Source organism: Streptococcus sp. oral taxon 431 (genome assembly GCF_023110115.1).
Taxonomy (GTDB): domain Bacteria; phylum Bacillota; class Bacilli; order Lactobacillales; family Streptococcaceae; genus Streptococcus.
Genome location: NZ_JALDVP010000002.1, coordinates 338190 through 360733 on the forward strand (window position 1 = coordinate 338190; position 22544 = coordinate 360733).

The 22544-nt window shown below is 39.9% G+C and carries 17 protein-coding genes and 1 pseudogene; 3 read left to right on the forward strand and 15 right to left on the reverse strand.

Annotation, left to right across the window (positions count from 1 at the left end; all coding sequences use genetic code 11):
* Positions 1–8 precede the first annotated feature (8 nt).
* Together M1F91_RS04530 and M1F91_RS09140 are read right to left on the reverse strand one after the other, a co-directional pair.
* A pseudogene (locus tag M1F91_RS04530) lies at positions 9–1355 on the reverse strand (restriction endonuclease subunit S); the annotation flags it as partial.
* 374 nt (positions 1356–1729) lie between these two features.
* On the reverse strand, positions 1730–1879 hold the full coding sequence (locus M1F91_RS09140; RefSeq protein WP_080555153.1) for a cell envelope: 150 nt from the start codon (positions 1877–1879) through the stop codon (positions 1730–1732).
* Between M1F91_RS09140 and M1F91_RS04540 the strand changes: the two genes are divergently transcribed.
* Positions 1826–1963, forward strand: coding sequence for a glutamine synthetase (locus tag M1F91_RS04540; RefSeq protein WP_247912891.1), 138 nt, complete (start codon positions 1826–1828; stop codon positions 1961–1963). The two genes, M1F91_RS09140 and M1F91_RS04540, sit on opposite strands and share 54 nt — an antisense overlap.
* A gap of 89 nt (positions 1964–2052) precedes the next feature.
* On the opposite strand, the gene glnA is transcribed toward M1F91_RS04540, so the two are convergent.
* From glnA to recJ, 13 genes are all read right to left on the reverse strand, one after another.
* Complete coding sequence (gene glnA, locus M1F91_RS04545) at positions 2053–3399, reverse strand: type I glutamate--ammonia ligase (RefSeq protein WP_004251784.1); 1347 nt, start codon at positions 3397–3399, stop codon at positions 2053–2055.
* Between the two features lie 35 nt (positions 3400–3434).
* Complete coding sequence (glnR, locus tag M1F91_RS04550; RefSeq protein ID WP_000659542.1) at positions 3435–3791, reverse strand: transcriptional repressor GlnR; 357 nt, start codon at positions 3789–3791, stop codon at positions 3435–3437.
* 82 nt (positions 3792–3873) lie between these two features.
* Complete coding sequence (locus tag M1F91_RS04555; RefSeq protein ID WP_247912809.1) at positions 3874–4395, reverse strand: aromatic acid exporter family protein; 522 nt, start codon at positions 4393–4395, stop codon at positions 3874–3876.
* A 131-nt stretch (positions 4396–4526) separates the two neighbouring features.
* A complete protein-coding gene (gene mraY, locus M1F91_RS04560; RefSeq protein WP_247912810.1) occupies positions 4527–5507 on the reverse strand; it encodes a phospho-N-acetylmuramoyl-pentapeptide-transferase in 981 nt (326 codons plus the stop codon).
* A gap of 1 nt (position 5508) precedes the next feature.
* On the reverse strand, positions 5509–7764 hold the full coding sequence (gene pbp2X, locus M1F91_RS04565) for a penicillin-binding protein PBP2X (protein WP_247912811.1): 2256 nt from the start codon (positions 7762–7764) through the stop codon (positions 5509–5511).
* Positions 7765–7767: 3 nt separating this feature from the next.
* Positions 7768–8085: a cell division protein FtsL gene (ftsL, locus tag M1F91_RS04570; RefSeq protein WP_247912812.1), complete on the reverse strand. Its 318-nt coding sequence runs from the start codon at positions 8083–8085 to the stop codon at positions 7768–7770.
* Between the two features lie 9 nt (positions 8086–8094).
* Positions 8095–9045 (reverse strand): 16S rRNA (cytosine(1402)-N(4))-methyltransferase RsmH, encoded by a 951-nt coding sequence (gene rsmH / locus M1F91_RS04575; protein ID WP_247912813.1) that lies wholly within the window; start codon positions 9043–9045, stop codon positions 8095–8097.
* Positions 9046–9113: 68 nt separating this feature from the next.
* Entirely contained in the window at positions 9114–10940 is a 1827-nt protein-coding gene (gene uvrC / locus M1F91_RS04580) for an excinuclease ABC subunit UvrC (protein ID WP_247912814.1), read from the reverse strand.
* 69 nt (positions 10941–11009) lie between these two features.
* Positions 11010–11711 carry a M57 family metalloprotease gene (locus M1F91_RS04585; protein WP_247912815.1) on the reverse strand — a complete coding sequence of 234 codons (702 nt, stop codon included), beginning with the start codon at positions 11709–11711 and terminating at the stop codon, positions 11010–11012.
* A gap of 106 nt (positions 11712–11817) precedes the next feature.
* The gene (locus M1F91_RS04590) at positions 11818–12597 is read right to left on the reverse strand and encodes an alpha/beta hydrolase family protein (RefSeq protein ID WP_004251768.1); all 780 of its coding nucleotides are present in this window, start codon (positions 12595–12597) and stop codon (positions 11818–11820) included.
* A gap of 68 nt (positions 12598–12665) precedes the next feature.
* Entirely contained in the window at positions 12666–14327 is a 1662-nt protein-coding gene (locus M1F91_RS04595; protein ID WP_004251767.1) for a ribonuclease J, read from the reverse strand.
* A gap of 324 nt (positions 14328–14651) precedes the next feature.
* On the reverse strand, positions 14652–15308 hold the full coding sequence (locus M1F91_RS04600) for a CHAP domain-containing protein (protein ID WP_247912816.1): 657 nt from the start codon (positions 15306–15308) through the stop codon (positions 14652–14654).
* Positions 15309–15519: 211 nt separating this feature from the next.
* On the reverse strand, positions 15520–17739 hold the full coding sequence (recJ, locus tag M1F91_RS04605; protein WP_247912817.1) for a single-stranded-DNA-specific exonuclease RecJ: 2220 nt from the start codon (positions 17737–17739) through the stop codon (positions 15520–15522).
* A 215-nt stretch (positions 17740–17954) separates the two neighbouring features.
* On the opposite strand from recJ, the gene M1F91_RS04610 reads away from it, so the two are divergent.
* Positions 17955–18533 (forward strand): class I SAM-dependent methyltransferase, encoded by a 579-nt coding sequence (locus M1F91_RS04610; RefSeq protein WP_247912818.1) that lies wholly within the window; start codon positions 17955–17957, stop codon positions 18531–18533.
* A gap of 219 nt (positions 18534–18752) precedes the next feature.
* Complete coding sequence (locus M1F91_RS04615) at positions 18753–22490, forward strand: pullulanase (protein ID WP_247912819.1); 3738 nt, start codon at positions 18753–18755, stop codon at positions 22488–22490.
* The last annotated feature ends 54 nt before the right edge of the window (positions 22491–22544 follow it).

Here is a 22544-nt window from a genome sequence, read left to right on the forward strand (position 1 = left end):
CTATTATACTAAATTAGTGCGTCAATATGGGCAAAAGATTGTTCGATTTTATCAACGATTCTAGTTTGTTCGGATAGTGGGGGGAGGGGGATGAGGAAATTCTGTATATCTGTTAGGGAAATGTTATCATTTGTTGAATTTTTTTGTTTTTGAATAAGATTATAAATTCTTGGTGTATTTAAAAAATGATAAATGAAGTTATGTTTAATATAGTATGAGCGAATATTGGCTACACGCTGATTTAAGAACATTCTTTCAGGTAATGTTTGCAAGATTGTGTTTTTTCCAACGGTACCACCTGTCATCGCCAGCAAAATATCATTTTGGTAGATTTCAAATTTATTAAATTTCTCTTGATATTTTTGTCGTACTATATTTTTATTGATTAAGCCATTTTCATCAAAGTCAGATATTCTAACAATCCTTATTCCCTCATTTGAATATTCTGAGGATTTAAAAGAATAACCAGAAAAAATATTAGCAACAACATTTAATTTAACAAACATCCAACTTTCAGGAATATTATAAGGCACTTCCTCATAATAAGAGTTATCATCTCCTTGGGAAACAATTGAAATCTCCAAATCTTTCTTTTTAATCTTGCCTTCTTCGAAGAGTTTTTGTTTTTCTGCTCGTATTTTTTCAAGTAAAACTTCGACTGATTCATCATTTGGGTCTTGTTCAACTAATTTTCCTTGCATAGCATATTGAAGAATAGATTTTTTTAGTTTATCTGGAAATTCTTTATCTAGCTGTTCTAGTCTATTATAACTTTCAGCATATTCATCTACTTTTTCTAAAGCTGATTCGATTACTTCTACTATTCGTTGTTGTTCGGCTAGCGGAGGGAGAGGGATAAGAATAGAAGCAACTTTATCACTATTCAAGTTTTTCACAACAGCTCCACTAATTAGAGATAAAAATTGAGAATAAACTACATTTGATGAAAGAATATAGAATAGGTAATCTTTATTTAATGAGTTTTCATAGTTCGAAATAGCCAACCATCCATCGTGTATTGCACCATCAACATTCAAAATATAAGGTCTACCAAAACTCATAGAATTAGTTAACAAAAATGTACCTTTTTTTACAAATCTAGTTTTGTTAAGCCCTGATTTTTTGATTTTTTCTTTAACATTATTTATATACTTTTCACCCTTTTCAGTATCACCTATTTTTATCCAATTTATTCCATCTACTTCAGAAGTAAGATAATCTTTGATTGGTCGTGGAGAGCCACCTCTGATAATTTCAACCAATGTAGAAAACTTCACCCACTCCCAATTCTCAGGAATATCATAAGGTACCTTAATTTCTTTAACACTTCCATCAGCGAACTTCTCATAATGTTTCTTATGTGCTTCAAATATATAAAAAGGCGTAAAAATACGCCTATAGATAATGGAATTAAAATAGGTTTATTGTTGATGAGATTGTAGATAGTTTAATTTTTCACTTCCAAACGAATATTCAAAACCTCCACTTTTTCTGCCTATAGTTGTTCGTCCTAAAATTCAATATTTTCAGGTTTTTTCGTTTGGCAACCTCGGCAGAAATATTCTTCTGGTCGTTCAAGATTCAAAAATCGACAAGCATAAATAAAACGATCGCCATCATCATTTATTGGGATAATATAGTAGATTGAAAGAAGATGTGAACAAATCGATTAGGAAAGTTAAATTAATTTCTAGAAATGTTTTAGCAGGTGCAGTGTCCTATTCTAGTCTCAATTCACAATAGGTTCAAATATATCTTTCAAAAAAATATTTACAGATGTGTAATTTTGAAGCTTGCAAAAGTTAGTGAGCTTGTAGATTTCGATTTGAGGCAGTTTGTTTTCTTTCCCGATGTTGTTTTCAAAATTGAATTTTTCTATAGTGACTCCTTGATTTTCTTCTACACGTTTGATGATAGATCTAATTTGCAAAAGAATCAAGAGGATTTTTCGAAAAATAAATAGCGACCGAAATCGCTAATTTAAGGGTTATAAGTATTCGATTGCTTAGACTGCTGTATGACTGCTTACCCTCAGACAATCTTTCTTATCTATTAGTAAAGGTCTAAATAATTATCAATTTCCCATTGTGAAACGAAGGTTGCATAGCTTGCCCACTCAATTCGTTTGGCTTCAAGGAAGCTAGTGTAGATGTGTTCACCTAGAGCTGCTTTAACCACTTCGTCTTCTGTCATGGCCTTCAAAGCGTTGTGAAGAGTTGATGGAAGGTCTGTGATGCCAGCCTCTTTACGCTCTTCTGCAGTCATGATATAGATATTTTCTTCGATTGGCGCTGGTGCTTCGATTTTGTTTTCAATACCGTGCAAACCAACTTCCAAAAGAACAGCCATTGCGATATATGGATTTGCCATTGGGTCTACTGAGCGCAATTCCAAACGTGTTCCCATCCCACGAGTAGCAGGAACGCGGACCAACGGTGAACGGTTACGACCAGCCCAAGCGATGTAAACAGGTGCTTCATAGCCTGGAACCAAACGTTTGTATGAGTTAACGGTCGGGTTCATGATAGCTGTGTAGTTGTAGGCATGCTTGATCAAACCACCAAGGAAATGATAGGCTGTTTCTGACAATTGCATTCCTTTTGGATCATTTGGATCAAAGAAGGCGTTGTTCCCTTCATCATCAAACAAGGACATATTGCAGTGCATTCCTGAACCAGCGATACCAAATTTAGGTTTAGCCATAAAGGTTGCATACAAACCATGTTTACGCGCAATTGTCTTTACAACAAGTTTAAAGATTTGAATCTTGTCACAAGCACGAAGAACTTCATCATACTTAAAGTCAATCTCATGTTGACCTACGGCAACTTCGTGGTGACTAGCCTCTACCTCAAATCCCATTTTAGTCAAGACATTTACAATCTCACGACGGGTATTATCAGCAAGGTCTGTAGGCGCCAAATCAAAGTAACCACCCTTGTCATTCACCTCAAGAGTTGGGTCTCCATTTTCATCAAGCTTGAATAGGAAGAATTCTGGTTCCGGACCAAGGTTGAAAGATTTGAAACCAACTTTCTCCATGTGATGAAGAGCTCGTTTAAGGTTGCTTCGAGGATCTCCAGCAAATGGCTCTCCTTCTGTTGTATATACATCACAGATCAATCCTGCAACACTACCGTTCTCATCTCCCCAAGGGAAGACAGTCCATGTGTCCAGGTCAGGGTACAAGTACATATCTGATTCATTGATACGAACAAACCCTTCAATAGAAGATCCATCAAACATAGCCTTGTTTGACAAGACCTTGTCTAGTTGTTCATCTGTAGCAGGAATTTCGACGTTTTTCATTGTTCCCAAAATATCTGAAAACATGAGACGGATAAAGGTTACATTTTTTTCCTTAACTTCACGACGAATATCTGCAGCTGTGATTGGCATGGTTTTTCTCCTTATATATGACGACTAGCGGTTGCCTAACCGCGACCAAAAGGTGATTGTTGAGAAGCAAAGCGACTTTGTTGAAGAACCTCATTCCGAAGTGCTCGACGCACCTCAGTTTGACTGACTGGTTTCTTGGCTTTCGCCTCACGTTCGGCATATTTTTTCTTGATAGCAGCAATGTTCAGACCTTCAGAGATATAATCCTTAATCTCAAGCAATCGATCCATATCATTTAAAGAATACATCCGGCGATTACCTTCGTTTCGATCAGGTTTTATCAACTCTTGATCTTCATAATAACGAATTTGACGCGCCGAAAGATCGGTCAGCTTCATAACACTACCAATGGGGAAAACTGCCATATTGCGACGAAATTCTTTTTCCTTCATGTGCACTTCCTCTTCTTTCTGTCTATTATAGTCTAAAAAAAATCAATCGTCAATTGTTAATGTCATATCTTATGACATTATTTTATTTTTTCTGTATGAGACTCCGCAAGCGATCAATATCATAATTGACTAGAATTGCTACAAAAACTCCCATAAAAGTCTCAAAAACTCGAGCAAACACGTACAAAACAGTCTCTCCGCTTGGAATTGATAGGGTAATAATCAGCATAGCTGCAACTCCCCCAATAACTCCTGACTTATTGTTCATAGCAACATTTGTCATAATGGTTAACATGGTACATATCGGAACCACAAGGAGAGTTACCCAAAAGGCTCCATGAAAAAAGTTGTTCAAGAGAAAGAAAATCAGCGCGTAAAAACCACCGATACTATTCCCTAAAATACGTGATGTCCCAAAGTGGACGCTCTTATCAAAGTCTTCTCTCAAGCTAAAAACGGCTGTAAGAGCTCCAATCTGAAGTCCCTTCCATCCAAAAAAACCAAAAATCATGAGGACCAAAAAAACAGCGATTCCTGTTTTAAAGGTGCGCATCCCCAACTTAAACTTAGATTTATCAAATGTATACTTTTTAAAATAACTCATCATTTCATCTTTCTTTTTTTCCATTTTATCATAATTTTACTTTTTTGAGAAAAGGATTCCTCAATTGAAGAAAATAGGAACAAAAAAGAGAAGGGTATAAATCCTTCTCTTTTATAGTCCAATATTCTATTTTAGAATAAATACATGAAAGCCAAGGTGACGAGACTAGCAAGCAAGCCCACTCCCCAGAAGAAGAAATCGACCTTCCACTCACTCCAGGCTTGACCTTTACCAGAAAATCCACCCAACTCAAAATGGTGATGAACTGGTGTCATCCGGAAGATACGTTTTCCGCCACTCAACTTAAAGTAGGCAACTTGCATCATAACAGATGTTGTTTCAAAAACATACACTATACCAATCAGGAGTAACGTCCATTCTTGGTGCAGCGCCATAGAAATAGCGGCCAACATTCCTCCAAGAGCAAGACTTCCGACATCTCCCATAAAAACTTTAGCAGGCTTATGGTTAAAGACAAAGAAGCCAAGAAGACCACCAATCATGGCAAAAATCACTAGGAGGATATCCAATTGATTTTGTACATAAGCAATGACTCCATAGGCAGATAGGCTAATCACTACTGAGATACTTGCCAAGCCATCAATTCCGTCAGTCAAGTTAACAGCATTTGAAAAACCAACTAACCAGAAGAGAGCAAAGAAAATGTAAAGAACGCCTAAGTGCAATGGATAACCAAATACATTTAAGACATCCCCTCCTCTTTCATAAAAGAGATAGAAAATAACTCCTCCTACTAATTGAAGCAAGAGTTTTTGTTTAGGATTGAGCCCTTCATTAATTTTACGAAAAACCTTGAGGAAATCATCTAAGAAGCCAACCAAACCATACAAAACGAGAATAAAGAGGATCATTCCAACATTGTTGGTTAGTTGATTAGTTAAAAGTGCAAGAACTAAACTAACTAAAACGCTTGTTACGAGGAAGACAATTCCTCCCATTGTCGGCGTCCCAGCTTTTGCCTGGTGCTGTTTAACATCCTCATGCATCTGTTGACCAGTAATCTGTGCTTTACGGTAAAAACGGATAAAAGCTGGAATTCCTACCACTGTAAGAACAAAAGTAAGGATTCCAGGAAAGATAGAAACTAGCATTCTAATCTCCTAAAGTTATTTTTATTTTCTGTATATTTTTTAAAGCTGTATTGGTACGAACACTTTGTTTTTTTACAGTTTCTCCTGTACCTTCAAATTCTACTTCGATATCCAGCCATTTTGCAAAAGTTTCGACATTCTTCTTAGACCATCCGTACAAATCAGGCATTTCTTCTACCTTATCAGAAAGGAGTAAGATCTGCGCATTTGCGTCTAGATTGGTTCCTTCTGCCACTGAACTTTCTTTGATTTTCGTTCCTGAACCGATAACGATTGGTTGAACAAGGTTACGTCGTAGTTCTTCTGCCAAATCTCCAGGACTATAGTCTTTTGTCGAAGGCATAGCATAGTTAGTCGTAATGGTAACCTGATCCAGACTTTTAGCAGTTGATTGAAGATTGAGAGATTCTTTCATCGCAGAAGCACGCTCCAAGATAGGGTTGGCGAACTCACCCAACTGAATCCCAGAATAATGCTGAGGTTGTTGAACTGTTACATAGAGGATGAAATCGGGATTTTCTGCTGGGTGCATAGAGACTACAGAGAAAATATAGTTTGTTTCCCCTCGGAGGTATCCTCCATTTTTCTCATCTGCAATCTGAGCAGTCCCTGATTTCAAGGCTACATTATAGCCAGGAACATTGACTGTTCCCTTACCTGTACTGTGGTTGTACATCGTACCATAGGTAGGATCCGTACCAACCATGACCATGTGATCTCGAGTCAAGCTAGCTGCTTCTTTAGAGACCGGATTTCCCACGACTTCTTTTTGTGATTTACGAACCGTTTGATCATTTGGATCATAGAGCGCACTGATAAACTTAGGCTCCAACATAATCCCATCATTAGCTATCGCAGTAAAGGCACGAAGCATCTGAGTTTGTGTGACGGAAATACCTTGACCAAAGGAACTCATGGCAATATTAACGATATTGTCCTCAGGTAATTGCCCAGCATACTCATCACTCATACCAAAACGAGTCGGAACTCCAAATTTGAAACGATTGAGGTAATCTAGCCAAGTAGTGTCCCCCATCTTTTGTTCAAGGAGAGTCATACCGATGTTACTAGAGTGAGCAAAACCTTGCGAGAAGGTCATCATTCCACCGCTTGTCAAACCTTCGTTGACGTCCCAGTCCTTGATAGTAGCATCAGCCACCTTCAATTCGCTACTGTTGAAGTATTCTCCTCCAGGGAAGGTATTATTGTCGATTGCCGAAGCTAAAGTTATCACCTTCATGGTTGAACCTGGTTCATAGTTACTTTGGTAAAGGATATCACGCCAGACAAAGTCCTCTGTAATCCCTTCTTTGGTATCAGCATCGAAGGTTGGTCTTTGAGTTGTAGCGAGAATCTCTCCCGTCTTGGCACTAACCAAGGTCGCAGTCATATATTTTCCCTTAACTTTTTCTTGGAAGGCATCCATTTGACTTTCCATGAAAGATTGTAACGGACTAGATAGGGTCGTGTAGACGTCTTTCCCGTTTACAGTCTGTCGGGTAACTTGTTCCGTACCTGGAACAATATTCCCTAAACGGTCTTTTTCATAGGTAATGATACCATCTGTTCCCGCTAACAAGCTATTCAAGGAACTCTCGACACCAGACGTCCCAATGAGACTCTTTGAACCATCTTCATTTTCATGCAACTGCGCTAGTCCGATGAAAGATGAAGCAAATTTCCCGTTAGGATAGCTTCGATTTGGGCTTGTTGTAAAATCAACTCCCTGAACCTTAGCCGTTTCCAAATCCTTTTTAATGGACATCATATTGGCATAGGTAATACCATTTCCCTTTACACCGAAGGAAACTTGCTTAAGATTAGGTTGAGAAAGTTGTTCCTTGACGTAGGACTCATCCATATCTAGATATTTATGGAAGATTTCTGCAACTTTGCTATACTGAGACTCTTCTACATAGAGAATTTTCCCATTTGCAGATTTATATTCCTTATCGATAATCGCATAAATGTTGTAGGATGTTGCATCCTCAGCGATTGGTGTACCATTGCGGTCATAGATAGTTCCTCGTTTTGCAGGAACTGTTCGAGTTGTTTGGTGGACCCTGCTTGCTTCCTTAACTAGGTCAACACCAAATTTTGAGCCTGTACCAATAATTACTGCAAAGTTAACCAAAAAAACAGCAAAGAGACAGACGGCCAGAAGGCTCAAATTCTTTCCCACTAGTCTGCGGTTTTCTGCTGGAGATTTGCGATTTTTAATGGCAAAGCGTATGATTCTTTCTTTCCAGTTTTTCATTTACTACTCCGCCGATCGGATATTTTCATTATTTAATTGCAAGTCTTGAGAATTTGCAATCCCGGTCAAACGTTCTGATCGGATCAATTCATTAACTTCTTGTTTAGCATCATCCAACTCTGTCTTTTTTTCCTCAATTTGTGAATTGACTGTTGTCAAATCACTCTGAACCTGCAAAAGTTGAGTCTGCATATAGACTACACTGATTGCTAAGACAAGTGCTGTGATGGCAATTGAAAAGTAAAAGGCCTTTTCAACACGCGAAAATTTTTTTATACGAGCTTGTAGCAATTGGCTCGTTGTTCCTCTGTTTTCTGCCATTATTTCCTCTTACTTGTGAATTTTTCTTGCCACTCGAAGCTTGGCTGAGTGGGAACGATTATTGGCTTCCAATTCTTCCTTGCTTGGTAAAATCGGTTTCCGAGATACCAATTCCATTTTGGGCTTGAGATCGTCTGGGATGAAGGGCAAACCTTTAGGAACTTCAACTGTGGAAGCTTCCTTAAATAACTGTTTGGTCAAGCGGTCCTCTAGCGAATGGAAGGTAATCACTGATATTCTGCCATCTAGAGCCAGCATATCCATAGCCTGCTGGATTGATTCATCTGCAGCACCCAGTTCATCATTGACCTCTATACGGATAGCTTGGAAAATTTGTTTAGCTGGGTGTCCTTTTTTCTTGAGCTCCTTTGCCGGTTTGGCAGATTTAATAATCTCTGCTAATTCCGTCGTGGTCTCAATCGGTTTCTGTTCACGCGCCTGTTCAATTTTTCGAGCAATTTGTTTGGAAAACTTGTCTTCTCCATATTTGAAAAAGATTCGAACCAATTCGTGATAGTCATAATGATTAACGACTTCATAAGCAGTCAAATTAGCTTCCTGATTCATGCGCATATCCAGTGGTGCATCCTTCTTATAGGAAAAACCACGTTCACGCTGATCCAACTGCGGGCTTGACACACCTAAATCATAACAAATTCCATCAATTTCAGTCACACCTAAGTCATGTAAGCGATTCTTCAAATGACGGAAATTATCCTTGATGAAGGTGACCATTCCCTTTTCGATATAGGGTGCCAAACGTTTTTGCGCATTATCAATGGCATTCTGGTCTTGGTCAAAGGCATAGAGATGCCCTTTCTCGCTTAACTTACTTAATAAATACTCGCTGTGTCCTGCTCCTCCCAAGGTCGCATCAACGTAAATACCATCAGGTTTTACATCTAGCATATCAATGGTCTCATGGAGCATGACCGTTACATGATGAAATTCTTTTGTCATATCTTATCTATTTTACCACAAATCCGACTAGCTTGCACCCACTAAAGCCAAAACATTCCATTGCTACTTTATTCCTTGTATTCAAGAGGTTTCTCAGCTACTTGAGCTAGCGCTGAGTCTACTTCTAGATTTAAGTGTTGATGAACTGCCTCTGCCACTGCTCTTGGTATACCAACTGCAACAATCTCGTCCACACTGGCTTCCTTGATTTTTGTCAGAGATTTGAAATATTTCATCAAATTCTGCTTGCGTTTGGGGCCTAAGCCGTCAATTCCATCCAATTGAGAAGAGAAGGAATTTTTCGAACGGAGTTGACGGTGGAATGTAATGGCAAAGCGGTGTACCTCATCCTGAATGCGTTGCAAGAGGAAAAATTCCTGAGAATTGCGAGACAACTCTACCACCTCAAGCGGATCTCCAAAAAGCAATTCATGGGTTTGGTGCTTGTCATTCTTTTGAAGTCCTGCGATGGGAATGTCTAAGCCCAGCTCCTCTTGGATAACTTGCTTAGCAATGTTAACCTGTCCCTGACCACCATCGATGACAATTAGATCTGGCGGTGTCAAACCGTCACGCTGGACCCGTCCATAACGTCTACGAATAACCTCTCGCATACTTGCATAGTCATCTGGCCCGACCACCGTCTTGATTTTATACTTACGGTAATCCTTCTTGCTCGGTTTTCCGTTAACAAAAACAACCATAGCAGAGACTGGACTAGTCCCCATAATATTAGAGTTGTCAAAAGACTCGATACGGACTGGGGTTGGAATTTGTAGAAGTCGCCCAAGATTTTCAATAGCTCCTTGAGTCTTTTCAACTGATTTCTCTAATAGATTAAACTTCTGCTCTAAACTAACACGAGCGTTTTTGATAGCCAGATTAACCAGTTGCTTCTTCTCCCCTCGTTGGGGCTTGAGAACCTTTGTATCTACCAAAGCCTTGATAGCTTCTTCGTCAATATCTTGAGGGATCAGGATTTCATTGGGGATCAGGTGAGATTTCTCCTGGTAAAACTGCCCCACATAGGTCAGGAAATCCTCGTCTGGATCATTGTAGTAAGGGAAGAGATTGACATCGCGTTCAATCAGTTTACCTTGACGGACAAAGAAAACCTGAACACACATCCAACCCTTATCCACGTAGTAACCAAATACATCACGGTTTTGAAGATCTTTTGCCATGACTCGTTGCTTAGTACGAAGGGTGCCAATGGCCTGAATCAAATCACGGTATTCCGCTGCACGTTCAAACTCCATACTTTGGGCAGCCAAAGCCATCTTACTCTTGAGTTCATCGATGATTTTGTCGTCTTGTCCCTTGAGAAAATCAGAGACTTCTTGGGACATTGCTTTAAAATAGGCTTCATCCTTTCGACAAACCGTATGAGCCATGCACTGGCCGATATGGTAATAAAAACAAACCTTAGATGGTGGATTGGTACACTTGCGAAAAGGGAAAATCCGATCCAATAGCCGTTTGATTTCATTGGCTGCACCCACATCCGGATAGGGACCAAAATAGAGACCTCCGTCTTTTTTGACCTGACGGGTGATAATCAAGCGAGGATAGCGCTCATTTGTGATTTTGATGAAAGGATAGGACTTATCATCCTTGAGCATAATATTGTACTTAGGCTTGTTTTCCTTGATGAGATTAATCTCTAAAAGAAGGGCCTCAATATTAGACTCCGTAACAATAAACTCAAAATCCACAATCTCAGACACCAGGGCTTCTGTCTTGGTATCATGGCTCCCACGGAAGTAGGACCTCACCCGATTGCGTAGATTTTTAGCCTTTCCTACATAAATGATAGTACCGTTTTTATCTTTGTGAATGTAACAACCAGGGCTAGTCGGTAAGAGCTCCAGTTTTGATTTGATCAAGTTATTCATAATTCCATTATAGCAAAAAGCCCCCTGTATTGCTTAAATCAGAGAGCTCCAGTTCCCTTAGAAAATCACTTATTCCCCAGACTCATATAGTTCTTGAACTTCTTTTACATCTTGAGCTTGGATTCCATAATAGGAGCCTGCTGGTTGCATAACCGAAACTTCATTGGTGTGTTCCAAACCAATCGCATGACCTAGTTCATGCTCTGCTGTATGCATGATACGATCATAGGTATAGCCATAGTTTGGATTGGATAGATAATAATGATTCAAGCGAACGGTCACTGAAATAAATTGTTTGGTTAGGAGATTTGTCTGACTCTCCGCTTCGCCAGCAACAGCAGTCGAACCATCATTCATTTCGGTAGCGAAAATATCTGCCTGATCCGCTTCTGTCACAAGCTCAAAGTTAAAAGCCCCTGTCTGGTTCCAGTTAGCAATAGCTTCAAGGTAGGCCTTTTGGAAAGTGGCATCCATTTGAGGATCAATATAGATAGTTGCTTGCGCCTTTGACCATTTTGCTCCTGAATCTTGATGATGATCTGTCTGAGATAAACCTTGCAACTTGCCAGTTTCTTGCCATTGATTCCAACCTGCTTGGCCGACTCGAACCACTTTGCTAACTTGATTTAAAGTAGCAGGCAAATCCCCTGTCACATACCAGAGAATCCCAAAAGTGATGAGAATGAAGAAGATAAGCGTCCATACAAGGCGCCAAAACACACGTAAAATCCCTAGTAAAAACCGACATAACACACGAATAATCCAGCCCATAATTGCCCACCTTTCTAAAAAAATAAGAACCCATCTTTAAGCCATGGATTCCCATTCTAAAGATAGATTCTTAATTCTACTAAAACAAACTGAAAGAAAGCTAAAATTAAGACAAACGTTCTTCCAAAACAAAATCGATTGGCAAGGTAGTTAAAAAACGTTCCAATTGCTTTTCCCAATAATACCACTCATGGGTTCCTGCACTATGGCTATAGGTCACATCGAAACCAAGTTTCTTAAGATTTTTAACTGCTAGATTATTGGCAGAATAGAGATAATCTTGTTCGCCACACCAAACCCAGAGTTTGGTCTCCTTGTCTGACTTTTTGGCAAGGGTCTCAAGCGAGTAAGGGCTATTCACCCAATCATTAACTTTGCCAAAAACACCTCGCCAGTAGGCACGCGTTCCTAAATCTTGACTCTCAGGAGAAAACTCCTCGAAGCTAAGCGCCCCAGAAAAGCTAGCGGCATGGGAGAAACGGTCAGTTGACAGTGCTAACTTAAAGGAACCGTAGCCACCCATTGATAAACCAGCAATGAAGGTTTTATCTCGCTCGTTGGTCATATTGGGGAAGAAGCGTTTGAGCACCTTAGGCAATTCTTCTGCTAGAGCTGTGTAATAGTTATAGCCATATTGAGTATCTGTATACCAGCCATTGTTTGTATTTGGCATGACAACAATCAGATTAGTCCCTCGCAACAAGCGCTCTACATTGGTCCGCTTGAGCCAACTGTTGTGGTTCCCTGACATTCCATGAAGGAGATAGAGAACTGGAATATCTTTACTGTTTGGATCTGTCACCCGAGATGCATCAGGATAGAGAACATTTACTCCCCACTCCATATCTAAAACTTCTGAGTAATACTCAATCTTCATTACTGCCATAACTTGCTCCTTATTCGTTTGAGATAAGAAAAAGCCGAAACTCGACTTTCTCTCTTGCTATTTAATCCTTATTTTGCTTCCATGACTACTGGTAAAATGGCTGGACGACGTTTCGTTTGTTCAAAAAGGAATTTAGCTAAATTGTCACGAACCTTACCTTTTAGATCAGCCCAGTCAAAGTCCTCCCCTTGGAGATAGTCTTCAACTGTTTGGTTCACCAACTCTGTACTTTCGCGCAGAATATCTCGACTCTTCTTGAGGTAGACAAAGCCACGTGTATGCACTCGTGCTTTGGCAATGATTTTCTTCTCGCGACGGTTAACAGTGATAGCCACGATGAAAATACCATCTTCTGACAAGACCTTACGGTCACGAAGAACAACATTTCCAACATCCCCAATAGCATTTCCGTCAATCAAGACATCACCTGCAGCAACTGCACCAGACGGGACAAAGTCCCCATGTTCATAAGACATGGTTGTGCCCTTTTTCGGGATAAAAATACGTTCTGGCAACAACCCAACAGCCATAGCAGCCTTGGCATGAGCATCCAATTCACGGTATTCACCCTGGATTGGGAAGAGATACTGAGGTTGTAAAAGATTAATCATCAATTGAAGATCACGCGCATTCCCATGTCCTGATACACGTAAACTTTGAGTAATCGGCTTAACGACACCACCTGCTTGGTAGACCATATTTTCTACACGTGCCATCACAGCTTCTTTAGCGATTGATGGCGTTGTAACGATATAAACCAAGTCTCCATCCTTGATTTCAACATAGCGGTGACGACCGATAGACATTTTACGGAGTCCGTTAATCGGTTCACCCATACGCCCAGTTTCAAGAATAATTAACTCGTGGTCTTCAAAACGAGACATATCTTTAGGTTTAATCAAGAGACTTTCGTTAGCCAATGACAATTTTTTCAAGCGAATGGCTGTACGAACGATATTTTCAATATCAAACCCAGTCAAAACAACGCGACGTCCTGTCTCTGCAGCAGCATCAAAGACTTGCTGAATACGAGAAAGGTTACTTGCAACAGCGGCTACAATGATACGTCCATCCCAGTCAGAAATGGTTTGCGTAATTTCATCACCAACTTCACTTTCGCTGGCTACTTGAATATTACTGTCTGCGTTTGCTGAGTCGCTTAGAAGAGCTAAAACTCCTTCGCGACCAATTTCTGCTAAACGACCGAAGTCAGTCGCATATGATTCGCTAGCCGTTTGGTCAAATTTGAAGTCCCCTGTATAAACGATACTTCCTTCAGATGTTTTCAAAACGACACCCAGACTCTCTGGGATAGAGTGAGTTGTGCGGAAGAAGGAAACCTCCGTACCGCCAAAGTCGATTTCTGTATTTTCATCAATAACATGGAAGTCATCGAATTTTTTAGCACTATCATTTCCTTTAACAAAAAGCTTAGCAAGCTCAATTGTCAACTCTGAACCAAAAACAGGAACTTTCACTTCTGACAAAAGATAAGGAAGAGCTCCAATCGCATCCGCATGTCCGTGCGTTAAAAAGACACCTGCAATACGGTCGCTATTTTCAAACAGATATTCCATATTTGGAATAACGACATCGACACCCAACTGCTCATTTTCAGGATATTTTAAACCTGCATCTAAAACAAAGATTGAATCGTTAATTTCTGCGATGTACATGTTTTTCCCGTTTTCACGAACACCGCCTAAAGTTGTTAATTTAATATTGGTCATTTTCCCTCCGAAGTATTACTATAACGTGTTTGTAGAGCCTTCACAACTCACTTTTTGTAAAAGTCCAATTTACTTTTATCCGAATCTTTTCCTCTCATTATACCATTTTTTTACTAATTTTCAAAATGAAGATAGGATTTTAACTAGAGAACATTCACCACTGATAACCGAATCGCCTTGCTTTGTTTTCTCTTTGCGAAATCGCTGTCCGCCAAAGGACCTAGGGCCTTACTTCACAAGCAACTACTCGGTAAAAAATCGTAATAAGGAGCTTACTCACAAATAAAAAAAAGATTTAGAAGCTCTAAATCTTTTTAATCATCTTTAGTTTGGATAAATGTAAGTAACTTTACCTAAAAATTCATGTGGATTAAAGAAACCACGATAGTTAGCAATTTGTTTTTGACGTCTGTAGTTTGCTTCCAATACCTGAATAGAATTTTCACTTTGTACATCTGTCACATAAGCAACGTGTCCATATTCACCACCGTCCCAAACGGCGATTGCACCTACTACTGGAACATCTCCTACACGATAACCTTGAGCACTAGCATAAATCGCCCAAGTATTAGCATTTCCCCACCAGTTGCTAGCCCAAGGAGCCAATTCTTTTACGCCCCATGTACACTGACCAACAGGATATGAGTTCCCATAGTCTGTCGGAGTATTCACGACAACATCATCATCTGAAGCAGGATTCAAAGTACTAGTCGCCTCAGAAGCCGGAGCACCGTATGAATAAGTAGCCTGAGCTGGACCGCTTACTTCTAACACATCCCCTGGGTGGATCATATCAAAAATGCTTTTCCCGTTATTTGCTGCCAACTCATAAGGATCCATGCCATTTGCAGTAGCAATACCAAAAAATGAATCTCCGTCTTGGACAACGTAAGAAGATGCACTAACAGTTTGAGCTCCAACTGTCGCCAAAATAGCTGTAGATGTTAAACCAAGAGTCAGTTTAGCAACTGTTTTTTTCATAATAATTTTCTCCTAAAATTTTATTGATTATTTTTAATTTTTTTGTTGACAAGAGAATCATACCTGATTTACATGTCAGTTGTTTTAGAATTATGTTGTAGTCATGTTACAAATATGTATACTTTTACTACATAACATTCTAAAGAACAAATAATTTAAAAATTATAAGAGACAACAAAAACTGAGATAGATTATCTCAGCTTCTTTTCTTCTATTTTTCCATTAAAAAGTCATAGATTTCCTGTACTGTTCCAAGTGCCATCATTTCTTGATCTTTAACAGTTTGTTTGAGATTTTGATAAATCTGACTTTCAGCGATGTCCCGCTTGGCAGCATCTTTATTTACTTTCATTACACCATTTTCAATCGTAACAAAACCAAGTTCTTCAAAAATCTGAATCATTTTGACTAGCAAAATCTGTTCTATCTTCAAATAAGCTGATAAGTCCTTGAGCTTATAACGAATATCAAATTCCGGGAACTGGTAGATTGTCTTATAAAGCTTAGCGAATTGCTCTCTTGTACCATAACCTGTCAAATAGTATGCTTTAGCGATATCATTTTTAAAGTAAATAGCAGAGAAATTCTGTTCTTGTAACACTTGTTTGAGAAGACTGAGATTCTCGGGAATATTTTTTACAACGATTGCTGGGCTAGAAAGCATTTTTGGTAAATCACTGGTAAAATCTAGGACAGGCACTCCCTCTGGTAGCTCTACACTCTTACTACGGATGTTAAAAAGTTGAACACCGTCCACACGGGCATCTACCATCATCAACTGGAGGGTTGTTTGCCCATTCCATTGGTTAACAGAAAGGGTAACTGCCAATTCCAGTTGTTTTACCTGAGAAAACTCTGTAGCCTTTGATCCTTGACCAAAAGCTACTACCTCAAAGCTCGCGGTCCCTTTGGAAATCTTTAATTTTAGATGACTATCTCCCGCTCCCATAGAACGAGCATTTTCAACTTGAAAATCTCGAATATAAAAAACAGGTTTTTGGTTATCCATTCCAAAAGGAGCTAATCGTTCAAAGCTTTTAACCGTCTCTAAACTTAGGCTTTCCAAATCTAATTCTTCATCTAGATATAATGTATTCTTGCCCTTGGCATCTATCCCTTTGTCTTTTACATAGGTTTCTAAAATTTCCGACAAGGTGTCTAGCTGTTCCGCTTCAAGTGTCATACCTGCAGCGCCTGCATGCCCACCAAAGGCTATAAAAAGTTCCCGATGCGGATTCAAGGCTTCAAAGATATCGACTGCTTCAATACTTCGAGCACTCCCCTTGGCACGGCCATCTTCAATATTCAGAACAATAACTGTCTGCCCTAATTCTTCCAACAAGCGACCAGCTACAATCCCAAGCACTCCTGGGTTCCAACCTTCTTTGGCTAAAACTTGAACACTTTTGTTAGGGTCTACCAAGCTTTTAGCTTCTTCATAAATAGCCTGAACAATTTCCTTGCGTTCTTCATTTTTATCTTGAATCATGAGGGCAATCTCACGTACCTCTTCATCATCAAAGCCAGTTAGTAACTCAATAGCAGGATTAGGATCATCCAAGCGTCCTAGGGCATTTAATCGTGGTGCTAACTGAAAACCAACAGTTTCTTCTGTCACATCACTGCTAGAAATCCCTGCTATTTCAAATAACTCTTGAAGCCCGATTCGTTGAGTGTTGCGTAAAACTTCTAAACCGTACTGAAGCATGATGCGATTTTCATCAGTCAAACTGACCATATCAGCAATTGTCCCAATAGCAACCAAATCAAGCAACTCAACCTGCACTTCTTCCAAGAGGGCACAAGCTAGTTTAAAAGCCACCCCACAACCCGCCAAATGTTTAAAAGGATAGTCTGCTTCAGGATGCTCCGGATGAACGATTGCATAAGCATCAGGTAAGACCTCCGGTAGAGAATGGTGATCCGTTACAATAACATCTACTCCCATAGATTGAGCCAAGTCAATAGCCTCATGACCTGCAACTCCATTATCTACGGTTACAATCAAGGATATCTCTTGTTGCTCAATGAAGTACTTGTAAACACTGGCATTAGGACCATAACCATCTGTAAAACGATTAGGAAGATAGACTAAACACTCGGCTCCTAGTTGTTCTAATGTTTCTTTAAGGATAGAAGCTGATGTCATCCCATCTGCATCGTAGTCTCCATAAACGAGAATAAATTCACCCTGCTCTATAGCACGACGAATGCGATTCACTGCCTTATCCATATCGTGGAGAAGATAGGGATCATGCAAATCATCTAGACTTGGTGCCAAAAAACGAGACAAACTATCTTCATCCTTAATACCACGGCTAAATAATAGACGAGCAGCTTCAGGCCCTAGCCCAGCTTTCTTGGCGATTTTTGTAAAATCCGCATCCTCAACTTGAGGTGCAAATTGCCAATTATAAGTCGGAATAATCAAAATTCATCCACTCTTTCTTACGATTCTATCCCTTTATTATAACATGATTTCAAGTTTTTCTCCTCTTTATTTCCTTAACTCTTTCAATCAAAATCCCAAAAATCTCCGGTCCTTATCAAAGTTAAAAATCTATACACCAGTTGACAATTCTATACCTTTTCAACAAGACGTAGCCAAAATTTTAAAACATCTTCTCTTTATGCTACACTATTGACATGGAACATCATTTTAATCATCGAGCAGAATCTTTCGATTCTCCCAAAAATCAATTTCTAGCAGACCTTGTAAATGCAGAGATCAAGCAACAAGTCTCTGAGCTATCTACCAAATCAATCCTGGATTTTGGAGGAGGAACTGGACTTATCGCTCTTCCTCTAGCCAAACAAGCCAAGTCAGTGACCTTGGTTGACATCGCAGAAAAAATGCTGGAGCAAGCTCGTATCAAGGTTAAAAACCAAAAACTTGAAAATCTACACTTGATTCAACAAGACTTATTGCTTAAGCCATTAGAGCAAACATTCGATCTCATTATCGTTAGTCGTGTTCTTCATCACATGCCTCATCTTGATTCTAGTCTAGCTATGTTTCAGGAACATTTGACTCCCGGAGGACAACTATTTATCGCTGATTATACCGTACCAGATGGAGAAAACCATGGTTTTATTATTTCGGAACTTGAGGAGACTCTTAAAAATCATGGTTTCTCAGACATTCAGACCCAAATACTTTATAGTTCTGACCATCTTTTCCTTGATAAACCTTCTCAACTATTTCTCACATCGGCGATAAGATAATCACTTCTTAGAACAAGCGCTGAAATAATTCTACTTCATTTTTTCTTCAGTCATCAAGCTTTTCTGTCTACTTCTTTCCAACTATTTCTATTATAAAGACTCTCCTTAAAAAATAAGGAGAGTTTCTTGTTGCCATAAAACAAACATTTAGGAAAACGCTTGCATAATTTTTTACCCTGTGTTATACTAATTTTAAAATAAATTTATAGGAGACTATTGATGAAGAACATATTCCCTCAACACGAGAAAAAAATGGTTTATAGTATCCGTTCTTTGAAAAACGGAACAGGATCAGTCCTTATTGGTGCTAGCTTTATCCTACTTGCACTTGCAACTCCTCATGTTGCTGCAGATGAGAATTTATCAAGCACTAGAGAAAATGTAAGCGCTGTTACTGTTAACCCTGCAGATACAGATTCTATGCCAGCTCCAATTCCTGTTTCTGGTCAAAACAATGAAAACGATTCCCTTAAAACTGAAGAAAAGGCTAAAGAATCTGAAGTAGCTTTAACTACTGAAAGTGCTAAAGCTGAGGGTGCTACAACCAATCCTTCAAGCGATCAAGTAGAAAAGAAAGACGAGCCAGCCACAACTTCAGAGGATAAAAAAACTGAAGTAGCTGCAAGTCCAGTTTCAGATGAAAAAACAAAAGTAGAAACTAATTCTGAAACTCCAATCGCAGACAACTACTTCCGCATCCATGTAAAAAAACTCCCAGAAAAAGCTAAGGATTCTCAAGGTCTCTGGACTTGGGACGATGTAGAAAAACCTTCTGAAAATTGGCCAAATGGAGCCCAGTCATTTAAAGATGCCAAACAAGACGATTATGGCTATTACCTAGATGTCAAACTCAAAAATGAACAAGCCAAGAAAGTCAGCTTCCTCATCAATAATACAAAAGGGGATAATCTTACTGGAGACCGTTCTGTAGAGCGTCTATCTCCAAAAATGAATGAAGCTTGGCTAGATGAAAACTACAAAGTTTACAACTACCAACCTCAGCCTGCGGGAACTGTCCGCGTCAACTACTACCGTACTGATGGTAACTATGATAAAAAATCTCTCTGGTACTGGGGTGATGTCAAAAACCCAAGTAATGGTGAATGGCCTGACGGAACAGACTTTACAGCAACTGGAAAACACGGTCGCTACATTGATATTCCACTGAATGAAGCTGCAAGAGAATTTGGATTTTTACTATTAGATGAAAGCAAGAAAGGCGATGACGTGAAAATCAGAAAAGAAGACTATAAATTCACTGATCTAAAAAATCACAGTCAGATTTTCCTCAAAGATGATGACGAAACCATCTACACCAACCCCTACTATGTTCACGATATTCGCATGACTGGTGCCCAACATGTGGCAAAATCTCGTATCGAAAGTAGTTTCTCTACACTAGTTGGAGCTAAGAAAGACGATATCCTCAAACACTCCGGCATCACTGATTATCAAGGAAATAAAGTAGCTATCACAGACGTGGAAGTGGATGAAGCTGGTAAGAAAGTGACCTATATCGGTGACTTCTCTGACACTCAAAACCCTTACACTGTCAGCTATAATTCAGATCGCTTTACAACTCGTTCTAGCTGGCGTCTCAAAGACGAGACTTATAGTTACGATGGCCCACTCGGTGCAACTCTTAAAGAAGATGGCAAACGTGTTGATTTGACTCTCTGGTCTCCAAGTGCTGATAAAGTTTCCGTTGTCGTCTACGACAAGAAGGACCCTGAAAAAGTTGTTGGAACCGTCGATCTTAAAAAGGGAGAAAAAGGAACTTGGAACCAAACCCTGGATGAGAATTCAGGACTTGGCATCAGCAACTATACTGGCTACTACTACCACTACCAAATCGAACGCCAAGGTAAAACTGTCCTCGTTCTTGACCCTTATGCCAAATCACTGGCAGCTTGGAATGGTGACCTAGCAAAAACAGACCCTGCCCATAAAGTAGCTAAAGCTGCCTTTGTAGACCCATCAAAACTAGGTCCACAAGACTTGACTTATGGTAAGATTCGCAACTTCAAATCACGTGAAGATGCTGTCATCTACGAGGCACATGTTCGTGACTTCACTTCAGATCCTGCCATCGCAAAAGATTTGACTAAACCATTTGGTACCTTTGAAGCCTTTATCGAGAAGCTCGATTATCTCAAAGATTTGGGCGTGACCCACATCCAACTTCTCCCAGTCTTGTCTTACTACTATGTCAATGAATTGAAAAACAAAGAGCGATTATCTGCCTATGCTTCAAGCAACAGCAACTACAACTGGGGATATGACCCTCAAAACTACTTCTCCTTGACTGGTATGTACTCTAGCAATCCCAAGGATCCAGAAAAACGTATCGAGGAATTCAAAAATCTCATCAACGAAATCCATAAACGTGGCATGGGTGCTATCTTAGACGTAGTATACAACCATACTGCCAATGTTGACATTTTTGAGGACATTGAGCCAAACTACTACCACTTTATGGACGCAGACGGAACTCCACGTACTAGCTTTGGAGGCGGTCGTTTAGGAACAACCCACTACATGTCTAAACGAGTCCTAGTTGACTCTATCAAGTATCTGGTTGAAACTTACAAAGTGGATGGCTTCCGTTTCGATATGATGGGAGACCACGATGCGGCTTCAATCGAAGAAGCATACAAGGCTGCACGTGCCCTCAATCCAAATTTAATCATGCTAGGCGAAGGTTGGAGAACTTATACTGGTGATGAAAATACTCCTACTAAACCTGCTGACCAAGATTGGATGAAGAAAACAGATACTGTCGCTGTCTTTTCAGACGACATCCGCAACAACCTCAAGTCTGGCTATCCAAACGAAGGGCAGCCTGCCTTTATCACAGGTGGTAAACGTGATATCAATACCATCTTTAAAAATCTCATTGCTCAACCAACTAACTTTGAAGCGGACAACCCAGGAGATGTTATCCAGTATATCGCAGCCCATGATAACTTGACTCTCTTTGACATCATCGCCCAATCTATCAAAAAAGACCCAAGTAAGGCCAAAAACTATGCTGAAATCCATCGTCGCTTGCGACTTGGAAACCTCATGGTTTTGACGGCTCAAGGAACTCCGTTTATCCACTCTGGTCAGGAATACGGGCGTACCAAACAATTCCTGGATCCAGCCTACAAAACTCCTGTTTCAGAGGACAAGGTTCCAAACAAGTCTCACTTGTTGCGTGATAAAGACGGCAATCCATTTGTCTATCCATACTTCATCCATGACTCTTATGACTCTAGCGATGCTGTCAACAAGTTTGACTGGACCAAGGCAACAGATAAAAAAGCATATCCTGAAAATGTTAAGAGTCGCGACTACATGAAAGGATTGATTGCTCTTCGTCAATCTACAGATGCCTTCCGACTCAAGAGTCTACAAGATATCAAGGAGCGTGTCCGCCTCATTACTGTCCCAGGACAAAATGGTGTTGAAAAAGAAGACGTGGTCATCGGCTACCAAATTACTGCTCCAAATGGGGATATCTACGCTGTCTTTGTCAATGCAGATGAAAAGGCTCGTGAATTCACTCTAGGAACAGACTTTGCTCACTTGAGAAAGGCCGAAGTCTTGGCTGATGAAAACCAAGCAGGACCAGTAGGAATTGCCAACCCGCAAGGTCTCGAATGGACTGAAAAAGGCTTGCAATTGAACGCTCTCACTGCTGTCGTTCTCCGCTTGTCTCAAGGTGGTGCCATTGTCGCTCCAGCTGTGGAAGAAAAGCCAGAATTTGATCTTTCTAGCTTGAAAGTAGAACAAAATCAGGCCCAAAACCTAGCTGTCCAGCCTGAAACTCAAGAAACTGTTGTAGAGGCTCTTTCTCAAAAAGTCCTTCCAAACACAGGAACTGAAAACAAATCACCTCTTGCTCTTGCCGGATTCAGCATTCTGTCCCTTCTTGGACTTGGAAGCTTCCTAAAGAAAAAAGAGGAAAAATAGAGCTATAAACTTCAATAAGACAGCACGTCACAAATAATCAATAAAAAAGCAAGA

What these genes read in the sequence shown, in the direction of transcription:
- M1F91_RS04595 (WP_004251767.1), bottom strand. Translation starts at nt 14,327, where the DNA reads ATGACCAATATTAAATTAACAACTTTAGGCGGTGTTCGTGAAAACGGG.
- M1F91_RS04555 (WP_247912809.1), bottom strand. Translation starts at nt 4,395, where the DNA reads ATGAGTTATTTTAAAAAGTATACATTTGATAAATCTAAGTTTAAGTTG.
- mraY (WP_247912810.1), bottom strand. Translation starts at nt 5,507, where the DNA reads ATGCTAGTTTCTATCTTTCCTGGAATCCTTACTTTTGTTCTTACAGTG.
- uvrC (WP_247912814.1), bottom strand. Translation starts at nt 10,940, where the DNA reads ATGAATAACTTGATCAAATCAAAACTGGAGCTCTTACCGACTAGCCCT.
- M1F91_RS04610 (WP_247912818.1), top strand. Translation starts at nt 17,955, where the DNA reads ATGGAACATCATTTTAATCATCGAGCAGAATCTTTCGATTCTCCCAAA.
- pbp2X (WP_247912811.1), bottom strand. Translation starts at nt 7,764, where the DNA reads ATGAAAAACTGGAAAGAAAGAATCATACGCTTTGCCATTAAAAATCGC.
- rsmH (WP_247912813.1), bottom strand. Translation starts at nt 9,045, where the DNA reads ATGACAAAAGAATTTCATCATGTAACGGTCATGCTCCATGAGACCATT.
- ftsL (WP_247912812.1), bottom strand. Translation starts at nt 8,085, where the DNA reads ATGGCAGAAAACAGAGGAACAACGAGCCAATTGCTACAAGCTCGTATA.
- M1F91_RS04615 (WP_247912819.1), top strand. Translation starts at nt 18,753, where the DNA reads ATGAAGAACATATTCCCTCAACACGAGAAAAAAATGGTTTATAGTATC.
- M1F91_RS04590 (WP_004251768.1), bottom strand. Translation starts at nt 12,597, where the DNA reads ATGGCAGTAATGAAGATTGAGTATTACTCAGAAGTTTTAGATATGGAG.
- glnR (WP_000659542.1), bottom strand. Translation starts at nt 3,791, where the DNA reads ATGAAGGAAAAAGAATTTCGTCGCAATATGGCAGTTTTCCCCATTGGT.
- glnA (WP_004251784.1), bottom strand. Translation starts at nt 3,399, where the DNA reads ATGCCAATCACAGCTGCAGATATTCGTCGTGAAGTTAAGGAAAAAAAT.
- M1F91_RS04585 (WP_247912815.1), bottom strand. Translation starts at nt 11,711, where the DNA reads ATGGGCTGGATTATTCGTGTGTTATGTCGGTTTTTACTAGGGATTTTA.
- M1F91_RS04600 (WP_247912816.1), bottom strand. Translation starts at nt 15,308, where the DNA reads ATGAAAAAAACAGTTGCTAAACTGACTCTTGGTTTAACATCTACAGCT.